Here is a 12,282-nt window from a genome sequence, read left to right as displayed (position 1 = left end):
CGTTATTTATCCCTTTTGTCGAGGACTTCCTATGCTTCGCTCACGCCTCCGTTCCACGTTCTTCCTTGCCATCGCTGCACTGCTTCTCAGTGCCTGCTCCGGAGGAAAGCCGGACGCCACCATCGACGCCTTTTACCGCGCAGTCGTCAAAGGTGACGTGGGGACCGCAAGCAAACTGGTGTCCTTCACGGATGTGCCTGCTGCCAAGATGATCGAAGCCAAGGGCAAATTGCAGATGATCGTTGGTGAGATGCAAAGCCGAATTCAGGCCAATGATGGACTGGATACGCTCGAAGTGCTCGATTCACAGATCAATGAGAGCGGTAGCACTGCTGCAGTGCAAGTGAAACTGACGTTCAAGAACGGCAAGGTGCTGACCAAGATTCACCAATTGGTCAAAGAGGACGGGAGCTGGAAGCTCCTCCTGAGGTGATGGCTCGGTGGTCAGGTTGGAAGCGCACCTTTGCCCTCCTACTCTCTGCTCAAGCCGGATATGCCGTTGGTGCGCCGAGCCTGCCGCCTAATGCCATGGCCGGGGACCTGATCTTTCGGGAGGGGACTGAAGTAGTCAGCGCGGCAGTGATGGCTGTCGACCATGGCGCCTTCACCCACGTCGGCATATTGGTTGGATCCTCCGGCAACTGGCAGGTTCTTCACGCTACTCCGTCAGAGGTCCAGGGAAGGCCTGATGGAGTCGTGTTGGATACGCTGGACTTCTTCCTAGACACCAGTCGATCGAAGCAGTACGGGATCTTCCACGTGGAGGCGAGCGAGCAGCAACGCGCGGACTCTCTGCGTGCTGCACGGGAGATGTTGGGCCGCCCCTTTCGCATCGCGGATCCGGCAGGCACCTATTGCACTGAATTGGTGTGGGACGCGTGGCGCTCTGCAGGGGTCGACCTCCAAGTGCAATTCACTCACATAGAGCTGCCGATGCTGCCGGGTAGCTATCTTCTGCCCAGTGCATTGCTTGCGTCGCCGAAAATTCACCATGTCGGAGCAGATCCGCGTCGCCAGGGACCTGCATCTACGGAGCCACGCGAGGTACTCGACCGATAGTGCTGATAGATGGTGGAGCCGCACCACCTCCAGAGAACACCTGGAGGAAGGCCTTCACCGGCTGCGACTTTTGACCGCGATCTGCGTCTGAGGCCGAGTGCGTGGTCGGATAGCCGCATGCCGTCCCGACCGCACACCTTAGCGGACAAAGAAGCGAACAATAGGGAATTCTGCGGCAGCGGATTCCTTGTGGAGCGCCGGTTCTATCTACGGTGGACTGAAGGCCTGCCCCCACTTCAGGCCTTGCTTCATGAATCTGCCCCTCCTCCTGCCCACCGCTGTACTGGCGTGTATCGCTTGGCCGGCAATCGCGGCAGATATCCACGTCTTCACCGACCGTGCTCACCCGGTGCGCAGCGTCCCCTCGGGTGTCGAAGTGGTTGCTGTGGACCTCGGCGAACGTCTGGAGAACGAGCTGGCCACAGAACTTCCTGCCGATCCTGAGCAAGCCGCCCGCCTTGTCCAGCACCGACTGGAACAAGGCGGTGCAGCGCTACAACGCCGGCTGGCCGCAGCCTATCAAGGGGTGACTGAGGCTTGGAGCCTTGGCGTGGTCAAGATCCCAGCCGTGGTGGTGGATCACCGCTACGTGATCTACGGCGAGCCGGACGTGACGCTCGCGCTGGCTCGAATTGCCCGCTACAGGAAGGACCACCCATGATTGCCTCTCGCCGTATGCGCGCACTTGCTGGCTCGTTGCTCTTAGGGGCCGCAGGCGGTGCATTTGCGCTCGATACCGTGTCCATCTCCACCTCCTCGCTTTCACCGAACTGCCTGGATTACCGGGTAGTCGGGGTTTGCTACTGGTTGCAGTGCGGTTACGGATGTCGGGTGCGGACCTCCGTAAAAGTTCGCCATTACATCCCCGATGCGGTGGTCTCAAGCTACGCCAACACCGGCGAGAACCCTTGGACTGAGGTGCGCTTGCTCAGCGCATCAAACTCGACCGCTCAAGGTGGCGGTGATGGCACGACCAACCAAGGCAGTGAGAACAATCTCGCAAAGTTCCGCAATGCTGACGTCATCGGGCATCCGGCCGGGGCGATATTCGGCAAGTTCGCCGCATCGTCGGGCTACACCTGCCAAGGTGCAGGGACCCCCTTCATGCCGTACCTGTTGAGTACGCTCGATACCGTGGCCTGGCGCTACAACGTGCCAGAACTTGTCTACCCCGAATCGCTGGTGCCGGGAATGCGTGAAATCGGCGGGCGTTTGAGCGCAAATCTCTGGGGCAACGTCTACCCCCGCGGGGGCTTGCTGCACCAGGTGGACGACCACAAGGCGAGCGCGGTCATTGCGCAACGGGCTGGCGACGTGGTGACGCGGCGGGGACAACTGCACGTGTACCAGCCGCTGCTGGCCTCGAAGAAAGACGGCTACTGGCCGGCTGGGGCACTCAAAGAGAGCGATGCCGCAACGGGCAAGTGGCAGGAACTCACGCCGCGCATGTCCAACAGCTGCGCCGTGTTTCCGAACTCCAACTCGCTGACCCAGGCACAACGGGGCGACTACGCCTGGGCGTTGTGGCGCCCATACAGCTGCTGCAAACGCCGGGGTCAGAAGTTCCTTGGTAGCACCGACTTCCAGTAGAGGCCCCAGATGAAGACTCGCACAAACGCCGTTTCACGTGCTGCCACACGTGTCCCCACGTTACGGAAAGCGTGGGTCGCCCCGCTGGCTCTTCTCTGCGTTTCAGCGTGGGCGCAGACACAGATCGGTGATGGCACGATCAGCAGCTCCGGGCGCGTCATCGGTGACGATGTGCTCTACAGCATCGGTGGTGGCCGCGCAGTGTCGATGAGCAGCGCAGGCAACATGCAGAGCATTGGCGTCGGGCTGGGCTGGAACAGCAACCTGATCTGCGGCGACATGAGCCTCACCACCACGCTACAGAACCAGCTCAACGGCATCACCAATGGCTTTCAAACCATCATGTCGAGTGTGATCCAGAACGCCACAAGCGCAGTCGCATCGCTTCCGGCACTGATCATCCAGCGTGCGGATCCCGGTCTGTATAACTTGCTTACAAATGGTGTGCTCCAAGCGCGTTTGGATTTCGATCGCTCCAAGCTGACCTGCAGGGCCATGACCGAGCGCATGGCCGACGTCGCGGGCGGCCAACTGGGCTGGGACCGTCTTTCCGAAGGCATGGCACTCAAGGAAACCGTACGTTCCGGGAATGCGGATGCCGTCTCAGCCGTCGAGAAGGCAGAGAAATCACGCGGCAACAACGGAGTGCCATGGGTTGGCGGTGGTAACGCCGGGGGCAGTGGGCAGAGCCCGATCAAGGTTGTCGGTGATGTGACCAAGGCCGGCTACAACCTGCTCAGCAGCCGTGGGGCGAACGAAACGTCATCGATCAGCGCCAATGCCTGCGGCAACCGGCAGACTTGCCAGACCTGGAGTTCTCCACAAGCGGCGGCAACTTGGGCGACCCGGGTGCTGGGCGAGCGTGAGCAGCGTACGTGCGAGAACTGCACAAAGACGCAAACCACCCCTGGCGTCGGTCTCACCCCGATGATCCAGGAAGAATACGAGTCCAAGGTCAAAGCGCTACAGGCGCTGGTCAGTGGCTCCAAGCCCACGACACCTGCGAACCTGGACGCCGCCGGAAGTGCGTCGCTGCCGATCACCCGCGGGGTCATCGAGGCCTTGCGCGATGAGCCCGACCAGGACCTTCTGGGGCAACGCCTGGCCTCGGAAGTGGCACTGACCAGCGTCTTGGAGAAGGCATTGCTTCTGCAGCGCACGCTGCTCGCAGGAAAGAAAGAACCCAACATCTCTGCCAACGACCTGGCAATCCAGGCCGTGGATCAGGAAAGCGCCGCCCTGGCCCAGGAGATCAACAACCTCAAGACAGAGCTGGAACTGCGCCGGACGCTGGCCGCCAACTCACCGATGATGATCATCCAGCGCCACGGCATGCGCGCCGCAGGCTCACGGGGAGTCTACGAAGGCGACACCGTGCGTGATCGGGTGCAGCAGATCGAGAAGCCGGCCGCGGCCAAGCCCTGAAATTCAGCGCTTGGCTATCAGGGGCCCCTCCCGACTCGCTGACCTATCTGCATGGCCACACCGTGCTTCACAGAACTGGCCGAAATAGATGCCGGCCGGAGGATGTTGGGCGCTCCAACGCAACCAGCTTGGTGCACACGGCGTCACGGCCTCACTGAGAACAATCCGGTTGCCCCGTGAATCGGTTTTCCGCTCGCGCACGACCGCCCCACGCGATGAACTCCAACAGTCGCCCAGTCCCCACCAGTGCCCATGGTTCAGAAAGGGCAAGCTTTGGAGTACACCATGCCGATATCTCCCCGTCCCTCTAAGAAGCTACCCAAACGCCTGATCCATGCGGTTGCACTGTGGGCAGCACTTCTGATCCTTCTCGCGTTTACGGCGAACATCATTGGCATCTACCTGAACGAAGGGATTGTCGGCTGGAGCAGCTGGCTGGACGACCACAAGCTGCATTTCTTCGTATGGCGATTGTTCCTGTATGCCGCGACTGCAGCCGGCTGGCTATGGGCTCGCCGGCGCCTGCTCCAGCGTGATCCTGAGAGCCGCTTGCGCGTGCGCTTCATGGAGACAATTGCGCTGCCTATAGCGTTGCTGATCGAACTCAGCCAGTGGATCAATCTGTCGTAAGGGGATCAGCATGACGCTCTACACAAACGATTACCTTGAGTACTACCTGACTCTGGTCAGTTGGATCGTGCACAACGGCATCTGGAACACCCTGGTGGCCACCAGCCTGATTGCCATCCCCTTCCTTGCCATCGTCCTGCAGGAGTGGCTTCGCGCCCGGGGTGAGGGCGCCGATGAGGGGAACAAGGGGATGCTCTCCGCGGCACGCATTGAAAACCGGGTCTGGGTTGCGGTCGCGGTCCTGATGTTTGCAGGTATACCGGTCATCGACGTGAGTATTGATACCGTCAAGTTCGATACCACGCGCTCCAAGCAGTGTCAGGTGCAGGTTCCCCAGCCACAAGATACCGGCTGGAGCCAGTCGTTTACGACGCTGAACAACCAAAGCGCGAAGGTCCCTCTCTGGTGGTTCTTCATACACTCGGTGTCCAAAGCCGTCACCGGCGCCGCAGTGGCTGCGATCCCATGCGGGGTAGACCTGCGGCAGATGCGCATGGACATTGACAGCACTCGCATCGCCGATCCGGTGCTGTCGCAGGAAGTCGCAGATTTCTCGAGCGACTGCTATGGCCCGGCCAGGGCCAAGCTGTTCATGAACCGCCCGGAGCTGAACGAAGCTCAGATGTATGACGTCACCTGGATTGGCTCACGCCGGTTTTTGAACACCCCAGGCTACTACGATACCTACCACTCACACACACCTCGCACGGCCTGGCCGTACAACGCTACCCGCGATGCCGGGTTGGCGCAGGTTCCCAGTGGTGGCGGCTATCCGACATGTCAGCAATGGTGGAACGACGCAGGCAAGGGGCTGCGGACACGTCTACTGGAGCAGGTCAGTCCAGATCTGCTGACACGCCTTCGCAAGTGGGCCAGCTTTATCTCTAGGGAACAGGCAGACGATGCACTGATTCGGGCCATTGCGTCACCGCAGAAGCAGGTCGTCAATCGGGGACACGTCTACACGGACTATGGCGGCCAGGTCGGCATGACCTTGCCCAATGCGGCGACCCGTCTAACGGGGGATGTGGGGCTGGCAGTGGGCTCGCTCGGGTTCTTCCCAGCGATGGACGTCGTGCGTCAGGCTCTGCCGATGGCCTTGTCGTTTCTCAAAGCCGCGCTGGTGATCTGCATCCCGTTCGTGCTTGTGTTCAGTACCTTCGACCTCAAGGCCGTAGTCACAGTAAGCGTGGTGCAGTTTTCGATGTATTTCGTGGACTTCTGGTACCAGCTCGCACGCTGGGTCGACAGCACCATCCTCAATGCGCTGTATGGAGAAGAGGGATTTGGTGTTGACCGGCCACACACGAACTTCAATCCGTTCTTCGGATTGGACAACGCATTCGGCGACATGCTACTGAACTTCGTGATGGCCACGATGTTCATCGTGCTGCCCAGCTTTTGGGTAATGGCGCTTGCCTGGGCGGGGATTCGTGCGGGGAGCTTTTTGGGAGGCCTTGCAGCAGCTACGAACGATGCCAAAGCCGCTGGAGCCAAGGTAGGGCAGATGGCCGAAAACGTTGTGGCACAGCAAGTCAGTAAGAACGCCGATGCGGGTATCAATCCCAGGCCGAAAAAGGACGCTGGCTAATAAGTGCTCAATGGAGAATATCGTCCGAACTATCGGCGTCGAGGGCCTGATCTTCGCGAGGGTGTAGATGCCCAGCTTGCTCTGGGAATCTCATCGCGTCCTCTGCCCGTTTCATATAGGTTTGAGTTTGGAAGAAGCTCTCAATCTGCTCGTCCTCCTCGTCACTTTCGATGAAGTCACGGTCATCATCACTATGGTGCAAGAAAAGCACGATGAGGAACCCCAAAATAAGGACGGCTGGCACGGCTGCGATATACAGCAGACCCGCTGCAAGCGCGAGGCGCACGGCCCACTTCAGCGCAAGGGCGAGCCAGCACGGTACGCCAACGGCCACAGCGTTCTGAACAACAGAGGACTCTAGGCGCATAACGGACTTCAGCCACCGGCCTACAGTGTGGCCGGCACGCTCCGCAACGGTCATTCTCTTCGCGTTGTTCATCGCTGAAACCTCCCGCGCTCATGCGCTGGCGATGCTTCGTTGGCAGCCCACTCCATACGAATGGGATCAAGGATTTCCACTCATCTTAGGCCACTTCGCCATCAATGTCCCGGTCCCGCACGACAGTATGCCCCGCGGTCACCCAAGGCACCTCACACAAACGGATCCTTCAGGGCGAGGCTGACGTCCTGGATGTACCCGTTCATATCTTGGGTGTACAGAGACCCACATCCCTCGATCGTGGCCGTTGCAACGATGCAGGCGTCGCGAAACGCCAGACCGTAGCGCTCGGCGAACTTCTGCGCCAGTGAGTGCGCTTCCAACGTCATCGAGGTGACATGGCAGAGGGCTGTCACGTCATCAAGGAACTGCCCCACCTCGCGCCAGCTCATCTTCAACTGGTGTTGGCAGACGCTAGCTACTTCGTTGAGCACCTGCACGCTGATCGTGGGTCGTTTGCCCAAGAGTGCTTCAGAGCGATCCGCCTTCGCGTCATCTGCGGACAGCAGATTGAGTACAACATTGCTATCGACAAAGATCTTGGGTTGGCCTGCCTTATCCCCGCCCATTGGCCTCGTCCCGGTTGAATTTGAAATTGGCAGGCAGCTTGCCGCGGAAGCTGCGTAGACGCTCGAAGCGGAGTAGACGATCGCGGAGTTCGACAGCTTTAGGCTTCTTGCGTACTGCAGACGTACGTGGCGTATCGACGACGATTTCGATGTCGTCGCCCTCGTGCAGCTCAAGTGCCTCTACAACCTTCGTTGGCAGTCGAACCGCGAGACGCTTCCCTAATTTTTCTACTTGCACGGCAATTCCCGTTCTGGATAGACCCAAGCGAAGTGTATGTTTTTGAACTTCCCTAGCAACCGGAACTGCCACCCTCACGGCCCCTGGAGAGCAATCGCGGAAAATTTCAGATCAATCCTACTTCGCCCCCTGTCGGAGCTCCTGCAAACTATCCTGCGGATATCTCAGCACATCCCTGTCCACCGGCCATAGCAGCATTCTTCATGGCTAGGTCAGCCGCCCCTCTGGGGCGTCGGCGCGTCATATGGTGGCGAGCTACTTGGCGGGAAGCTGAATGAACATTGAGAGCGCCATGGAAATACTCGCCAAGATCTTCTCCAACATGCTACTGCTGGCCGTTGTCGTCTTTGTTGGCAGACGCGTGTATGACAATTTGACCTACGCCAGCAGAATCGCCAAGGCCACCCCAACCCTCGCCCAGTACCTGCGGAAGTACCCACAGTGCAAGACACCACGCGGCATCCAATGCATTGTTTGCAATTCAATGACCATTAGAAACTGGGGCTTTGCCGGACCAGGCGACCCGCGCCGTCTGTTCATTTGCAATCAGTGCAATACCCGGCTCTATCGTACCGAGAACTGGTGAGCAGGTAGGTGTGCTGAAGGCCACCCATACGCCTCTCCTCAAGCAGTCAATGTATGGATGCCGTTTCGCATCTTAAATGCCGGTTCCATGGATCAACCTCGGCCATCAGTGCGCGAAGGGATGCAGTATCGGGCAAACCGGTAGGGTTGGCCCGCACCGTTCTTCCTGCCGTTGCTAAGCAGGAGAGCCCTTTAGGCAGGTCCTGGCCATAGACCAACGCGTGTTTGATTTGCGTGGTATACCGGCAAAGCGAAATCAGGTCGAATTGATCTTGTAGGCCGAAGGAGGCATTGACGATCAGCACGTCGATTGGAACGTCGCCATAGTCAACCAGTTGCAATAGATCGCGCAGGCTCTGAACCGGGGCTACCCGGTAGTAGCCGAGAAGGTTCAGGCCCCTTTCAATCTTCATGCTATGAAAGTGCTGCTCGTCGGCAACTAAGATCCTCAGTGTTTTATTCCGCATGTCTAACGCTCCTGCAATAGAGCCACAACCCGATCGCGCTGCCATTTCGGCAGGGCTGAACCACCATCGGAGTCTCCAATGCCTCGTGCAGCACTCGGACGGCCCTATCTGGGCCTGCACCGCTCTGGGCTATGGATACCTCTGGATTGAGTCCAGAAGTGGTATGAGAAATGGCCTGTGTGTTTCTATTGCAGATCCTGCTCTTCTTGGCAGCCATGAGGCCATAAGATGCATCCCAATAGATGCCTGGATGCGTCTCCGTGGGACGTCAGATACCTCCATCACCTACACGTTCTGCAACCGGGTAAGCCGGCGATAGAAATGCGATCTCTAGACTACAGCCCCAGTCGGTCAGCGCGGACAATGGTCGGCCCAATGAATACCAGCTTTCGCAGTGCAGCATCTGGTCCATAAGGCTGCATCTTGAAGTGCGGGCGCCGCCAATGGCTTCGCACCTCACGTCCCAGATCGTTGGAAGTCATCGAAGTCATGACCTCCGCGTCGAGCAGCGCGGGTCCGATTACGTACCGATCGTACAACTGCTCGATTTCCGCCATACGTTCCGCACGCTTGCGCTTGCCCAATCCCGCAAAGTTCCTAGGCGCCTCGCTATAGGCGCGGTTTGGTATCACGTGAGCATCGCGCACCGACAGATAGAGCAACATTTTCAAGGCGTAGTCCAGCGTGGTTCGCCAGTGCTGATGGACGGGGGCCGACCGGCCCACAGACATCAACGGCCCGTCAGTGTCAGCCCGCTGATCAGTCAGCACCTCATCCAGAAGCTGGCTGATGGTTTTGCTGGGGTCTGCCAAGGGAAGCTCTAACGTGCTCAGCATGACCAGGCCGCCCTCCAGATCGAGACCGCGGGTCCAGCATGCGCAACTGAGAGTGCCTGCACGTTTTGCCAACACGATTGCTTCATTGCCGTCTTGTCGCTCCCAGCTGGATGCCTCTGGCACGATGCACAAGGTGTCGCATGGAAGCACCAACGAACCGATTGGAACATCATCAGCGATGTACGCGGAATGCAGCAGTCGATGAAGTGCCGCGCTTGGCTCATAGAAGAGCCCATTGCACAGTTCCATGATCTGCCATACCGCGCTTTGCGCGGCGTCGCCTGATAGGGCATGAACGGATTCGCCGGATGTGCCGTTGGGGAGCATCTGCCGCGTGAGTGAAGCGGTAAAACGGATGGCCTGGGTCAGCGGCTCGGTTGACAACACCTCTCCCAGGGGCTGCGTCGTGGACCCCACAACCACTTTTCCGTGGAGCTCGCGCCATGCTGCTAGCGCTCCCGATATCCGGTAACGCACTGGGGCGGGCAATCCGGCATAGCGCGAAGATGCTGCCAATCGACTCTTCTCCAGCGCGCTCAAGAGCAAGCTGCGCACCGTGATCGCGGCTAGATGCGAATCATCTGACAACGGAGGTAGTGGCTCAAACAGCGGTTGTCGCATACGTCGCTTTGCATAGGCCTCGCGGTCTTCTGACGTGAAGCGAACAGCCACCTCCATATTGGCTGAGCGCCCATTCGCCTTAGCATCCCAAGTGAATTCGAAGGAGATGTCCTGGCCAAACTGGATTCGAAAATGGGACTGGGGCGATCTAGTGCGGAGCCACACAACCAACTCCGGCCGCAGCAGATTCCATATGTCGTGGCTGCAGTGAAGCCGCTCAGCCTCATCAACAGGACGGAGCCTGCCTGACGTCACCCACATCGTCACTCCCGGGACAATGCTTGTGCAGCGCACTGGCCGCCCATCCATACCGATCGAGCAACCTAGTACGAAGTGGACAAGGTCGCTGGTACTTCTGCTGGCGCCATCCTCTAGCTCTAGGGGCCGACTCGATTCGACGTAACGGGTGCCTGGTGTCCCCGAGGCCGGGTTGAACGGAGAATAGCTGTCCATGGCATACCCACTTACGAGAGGTTGTTCATCCGGGAGTGCTCGCTTCATACCCGCCGCACCAACATCCGCACGATCAAACCATCGCAGGCGATTCGAGATAGATTCAGCACGCGCGTGGGCGAGCAGTCCCAATGTAGGAACTCCGACCCTCCCTCGAAATGGGAACAATCCGATTTACGATCGGATACTTGCTGTTTTTATTGGCATCCTGGATTCAGGCAGGAAGCGCGCGAACCCGGACTTCGGCAGCGCCCTGCAAAGTCCAACGGTTTTGCGGGATCGAAACCCGCTCGCGCCCAAACATCAGCCGATCGGGCCATATCTGGCTCGATCGAGTCATATTTTGCTCGATTTTTTTATTTAACTTTCAATGACTTATGTTATTCCGAGCCAATAGTGGCCCGAAAAACTACCGAAATAATCACTTTTAGCGCTTCTCGGTGGGGGGGCAAGACCCCGAACTGCAACAGGATTTCTACATAAGCCACTGATAAATCACAGTAAATTAATGATATCCGGGAAGCTGGCATAGCGTTTGCGTTGTAGGTCCATGTCATCACCGATGGCACAACGGCCCATCCGGCCTTTTCGTCAACGCTACAAAGGAAGCAGCCAATGCCGACTCCCGCTTATATCAGCATCCAGGGCAAGACTCAGGGCAACATCACCCAGGGCGCCTTCTCCGCCGACTCCGTTGGCAACGTCTACCAGGAAGGCCACGAAGACCAGATTCTGGTTCAGGAAATCGAGCACCTGATCGCGACCCCGACCGATCCGCAAAGCGGCCAGCCTTCCGGTCAGCGCGTGCATAAGCCGTTCGTCTTCACTTCGCCGCTGAACAAAGCCACCCCGTTGATGTACCAGGCCCTGGCCTCCGGCGAGATGCTCCCGGAAGTGGAAGTGAAGTGGTACCGCACCTCGGTGGAGGGCAAGCAAGAGCATTTCTTCACCACCAAGCTCGAAGACGCCACCATCGTCAACATCAACACCGTGTTGCCACACGCACAGGATGCGAGCAAGGCCGAATACACCCAGTTGGTCAAGGTCGCCATGGCCTACCGCAAGATCACCTGGACTCACGCTATCGCCGGCACCGAAGCCTCGGACGACTGGCGCAAGCCGCAGGAAGCCTGACCCAAGGGCCAGAAGCACGGCCGGCGCAGCATGTGCCAGCCGTGCCACCCCTGATCCGATCGAAGACCGGAGGCATTAGCCCTGGTTGAACAGGAGCCTGCCATGCCCGCCCAATCCGATCTGCGCTTCACCTTCGACCTCATCGGCGGCGAGGTGCGCGATGTCTTCGAGGTCGTCGAGTTCGAACTTCACGAAGCCCTCTGCGAGACCTTTCACCTCGCGGTGGAGTTGACCTGCACCAACCCCCAAATCGACTTTGGGCAGGTGCTGGATCGCCCCGCTCGTCTGACCCTCTGGCACGGCCAGCAGCCGGTGCGATATGTACACGGTGCCGTGTCTTCCTTCGTCCAGGGCGAGACCGGGTTTCGACGCACCCGCTATTCAGCTGTGATCGAACCGCGCCTGGCGCGCCTGAAGCTCAGTTCCGACTGGCGGATCTTCCAGACCCTGAGTGTCCCGCAGATCGCCGAAGCGGTGCTCAAGGCCCACGGACTTACCCAGGACTACGAACAGCGCGTGACCACCGAGCACCAGGTCCGCGAGTACTGCGTGCAGGCCGGCGACACCGACTACCACTTCATCGAGCGCATCATGCGCGAGGAAGGCTTTTTCTACTCCTTCCGCCACAGTGCCGAGGGGCACCAG

At 59.0% G+C, this 12,282-nt stretch carries 15 protein-coding genes; 10 read left to right on the top strand and 5 right to left on the bottom strand.

Features of this window, described 5'->3' with window-relative positions; genetic code table 11:
- Positions 1–31: 31 nt before the first annotated feature.
- The 7 genes from PVZ78_RS07050 to PVZ78_RS07025 all read left to right on the top strand — a co-directional run bounded on the left by PVZ78_RS07050 (position 32) and on the right by PVZ78_RS07025 (position 6,295).
- The gene (locus PVZ78_RS07050; RefSeq protein ID WP_273828448.1) at positions 32–433 is read left to right on the top strand and encodes a DUF4878 domain-containing protein; all 402 of its coding nucleotides are present in this window, start codon (positions 32–34) and stop codon (positions 431–433) included.
- Positions 433–1,059 (top strand): YiiX/YebB-like N1pC/P60 family cysteine hydrolase, encoded by a 627-nt coding sequence (locus tag PVZ78_RS31750; protein WP_443218352.1) that lies wholly within the window; start codon positions 433–435, stop codon positions 1,057–1,059. The genes PVZ78_RS07050 and PVZ78_RS31750 overlap by 1 nt, the downstream gene beginning before the upstream one ends.
- A 250-nt stretch (positions 1,060–1,309) precedes the next feature.
- Positions 1,310–1,720 (top strand): TIGR03757 family integrating conjugative element protein, encoded by a 411-nt coding sequence (locus PVZ78_RS07045; protein WP_273828447.1) that lies wholly within the window; start codon positions 1,310–1,312, stop codon positions 1,718–1,720.
- The gene (locus PVZ78_RS07040) at positions 1,717–2,649 is read left to right on the top strand and encodes a TIGR03756 family integrating conjugative element protein (protein WP_273828446.1); all 933 of its coding nucleotides are present in this window, start codon (positions 1,717–1,719) and stop codon (positions 2,647–2,649) included. The genes PVZ78_RS07045 and PVZ78_RS07040 overlap by 4 nt, the downstream gene beginning before the upstream one ends.
- Positions 2,650–2,658: 9 nt before the next feature.
- The gene (locus tag PVZ78_RS07035; protein WP_273828445.1) at positions 2,659–4,074 is read left to right on the top strand and encodes an integrating conjugative element protein; all 1,416 of its coding nucleotides are present in this window, start codon (positions 2,659–2,661) and stop codon (positions 4,072–4,074) included.
- A gap of 285 nt (positions 4,075–4,359) precedes the next feature.
- Positions 4,360–4,704 (top strand): hypothetical protein, encoded by a 345-nt coding sequence (locus PVZ78_RS07030; RefSeq protein ID WP_273828444.1) that lies wholly within the window; start codon positions 4,360–4,362, stop codon positions 4,702–4,704.
- A gap of 10 nt (positions 4,705–4,714) precedes the next feature.
- Positions 4,715–6,295 (top strand): conjugal transfer protein TraG N-terminal domain-containing protein, encoded by a 1,581-nt coding sequence (locus PVZ78_RS07025; RefSeq protein WP_273828443.1) that lies wholly within the window; start codon positions 4,715–4,717, stop codon positions 6,293–6,295.
- 7 nt (positions 6,296–6,302) lie between these two features.
- Here the strand turns inward: PVZ78_RS07025 and PVZ78_RS07020 are convergent, their stop codons facing one another.
- From PVZ78_RS07020 to PVZ78_RS07010, 3 genes are all read right to left on the bottom strand, one after another.
- Positions 6,303–6,734 carry a DUF3742 family protein gene (locus tag PVZ78_RS07020; protein WP_273828442.1) on the bottom strand — a complete coding sequence of 144 codons (432 nt, stop codon included), beginning with the start codon at positions 6,732–6,734 and terminating at the stop codon, positions 6,303–6,305.
- Positions 6,735–6,886: 152 nt separating this feature from the next.
- The gene (locus PVZ78_RS07015; protein ID WP_273828441.1) at positions 6,887–7,303 is read right to left on the bottom strand and encodes a PIN domain-containing protein; all 417 of its coding nucleotides are present in this window, start codon (positions 7,301–7,303) and stop codon (positions 6,887–6,889) included.
- Positions 7,290–7,541 (bottom strand): AbrB/MazE/SpoVT family DNA-binding domain-containing protein, encoded by a 252-nt coding sequence (locus tag PVZ78_RS07010; protein WP_273828440.1) that lies wholly within the window; start codon positions 7,539–7,541, stop codon positions 7,290–7,292. The genes PVZ78_RS07015 and PVZ78_RS07010 overlap by 14 nt, the downstream gene beginning before the upstream one ends.
- A 274-nt stretch (positions 7,542–7,815) precedes the next feature.
- Between PVZ78_RS07010 and PVZ78_RS07005 the strand changes: the two genes are divergently transcribed.
- On the top strand, positions 7,816–8,127 hold the full coding sequence (locus tag PVZ78_RS07005) for a hypothetical protein (RefSeq protein ID WP_273828439.1): 312 nt from the start codon (positions 7,816–7,818) through the stop codon (positions 8,125–8,127).
- 46 nt (positions 8,128–8,173) lie between these two features.
- Here the strand turns inward: PVZ78_RS07005 and PVZ78_RS07000 are convergent, their stop codons facing one another.
- A complete protein-coding gene (locus PVZ78_RS07000) occupies positions 8,174–8,593 on the bottom strand; it encodes a response regulator (RefSeq protein ID WP_273828438.1) in 420 nt (139 codons plus the stop codon).
- Between the two features lie 335 nt (positions 8,594–8,928).
- Positions 8,929–10,311, bottom strand: coding sequence for a hypothetical protein (locus PVZ78_RS06995; RefSeq protein ID WP_273828437.1), 1,383 nt, complete (start codon positions 10,309–10,311; stop codon positions 8,929–8,931).
- 807 nt (positions 10,312–11,118) lie between these two features.
- Here PVZ78_RS06995 and PVZ78_RS06990 point away from each other — a divergent pair.
- Both PVZ78_RS06990 and PVZ78_RS06985 read left to right on the top strand, forming a co-directional pair.
- The gene (locus tag PVZ78_RS06990; RefSeq protein ID WP_236186223.1) at positions 11,119–11,637 is read left to right on the top strand and encodes an Hcp family type VI secretion system effector; all 519 of its coding nucleotides are present in this window, start codon (positions 11,119–11,121) and stop codon (positions 11,635–11,637) included.
- Between the two features lie 102 nt (positions 11,638–11,739).
- A partial coding sequence (locus PVZ78_RS06985; RefSeq protein ID WP_273828436.1) for a type VI secretion system Vgr family protein occupies positions 11,740–12,282 on the top strand: 543 nt, incomplete at its 3' end.

The sequence above is a fragment of the Pseudomonas sp. SBT1-2 genome (assembly GCF_028640875.1).
In the GTDB taxonomy this organism is placed as follows: domain Bacteria; phylum Pseudomonadota; class Gammaproteobacteria; order Pseudomonadales; family Pseudomonadaceae; genus Aquipseudomonas; species Aquipseudomonas chlororaphis_I.
The sequence above is the reverse complement of the archived record's forward strand: the minus strand, read 5'-3'. Positions and strand labels throughout refer to the sequence as shown.

Excerpts from the sequence above, each read along its gene's own strand:
- PVZ78_RS07050 (WP_273828448.1), top strand. The coding sequence starts at position 32 with ATGCTTCGCTCACGCCTCCGTTCCACGTTCTTCCTTGCCATCGCTGCA.
- PVZ78_RS31750 (WP_443218352.1), top strand. The coding sequence starts at position 433 with ATGGCTCGGTGGTCAGGTTGGAAGCGCACCTTTGCCCTCCTACTCTCT.
- PVZ78_RS07045 (WP_273828447.1), top strand. The coding sequence starts at position 1,310 with ATGAATCTGCCCCTCCTCCTGCCCACCGCTGTACTGGCGTGTATCGCT.
- PVZ78_RS07040 (WP_273828446.1), top strand. The coding sequence starts at position 1,717 with ATGATTGCCTCTCGCCGTATGCGCGCACTTGCTGGCTCGTTGCTCTTA.
- PVZ78_RS07035 (WP_273828445.1), top strand. The coding sequence starts at position 2,659 with ATGAAGACTCGCACAAACGCCGTTTCACGTGCTGCCACACGTGTCCCC.
- PVZ78_RS07030 (WP_273828444.1), top strand. The coding sequence starts at position 4,360 with ATGCCGATATCTCCCCGTCCCTCTAAGAAGCTACCCAAACGCCTGATC.
- PVZ78_RS07025 (WP_273828443.1), top strand. The coding sequence starts at position 4,715 with ATGACGCTCTACACAAACGATTACCTTGAGTACTACCTGACTCTGGTC.
- PVZ78_RS07020 (WP_273828442.1), bottom strand. The coding sequence starts at position 6,734 with ATGAACAACGCGAAGAGAATGACCGTTGCGGAGCGTGCCGGCCACACT.
- PVZ78_RS07015 (WP_273828441.1), bottom strand. The coding sequence starts at position 7,303 with ATGGGCGGGGATAAGGCAGGCCAACCCAAGATCTTTGTCGATAGCAAT.
- PVZ78_RS07005 (WP_273828439.1), top strand. The coding sequence starts at position 7,816 with ATGAACATTGAGAGCGCCATGGAAATACTCGCCAAGATCTTCTCCAAC.
- PVZ78_RS07000 (WP_273828438.1), bottom strand. The coding sequence starts at position 8,593 with ATGCGGAATAAAACACTGAGGATCTTAGTTGCCGACGAGCAGCACTTT.
- PVZ78_RS06995 (WP_273828437.1), bottom strand. The coding sequence starts at position 10,311 with ATGTGGGTGACGTCAGGCAGGCTCCGTCCTGTTGATGAGGCTGAGCGG.
- PVZ78_RS06990 (WP_236186223.1), top strand. The coding sequence starts at position 11,119 with ATGCCGACTCCCGCTTATATCAGCATCCAGGGCAAGACTCAGGGCAAC.